A 242-nucleotide genomic window follows, 5' to 3' on the forward strand; every position below is an offset into this window, starting at 1 on the left:
GTGAGTTGGCTTCGTCTAGGAAGTTCCTGCTGCCCGCCTTTATGCCATCCATGATCCTAGTGTGCTTCGGAGACGGCGCCAAAGACTTGGGTTTATGCGAGGGTGAGAGAGTTGGAGGTTTTGGTGAGGAGGAAAGAGAGGGGGGTTTCGGGGACGAGGAGAAAGACAGGGGCTTGGGAGAGGAGCATAGAGAGCGGGGTTTGGGCGAGGAGCACAGCGAGAGGGGCTTAGGAGAGGAAGAG

The 242-nt window shown here is 57.4% G+C and carries 1 protein-coding gene; it reads left to right on the top strand.

The genetic code is table 11. The annotated features are described in order from the left end of the window. On the top strand, positions 1-242 hold a 242-nt coding region (locus IEQ44_RS17455), incomplete at both ends, for a hypothetical protein (RefSeq protein ID WP_227487709.1).

This window comes from Nocardioides malaquae (genome assembly GCF_015070385.1).
Taxonomy (GTDB): Bacteria; Actinomycetota; Actinomycetes; order Propionibacteriales; family Nocardioidaceae; genus Nocardioides; species Nocardioides malaquae.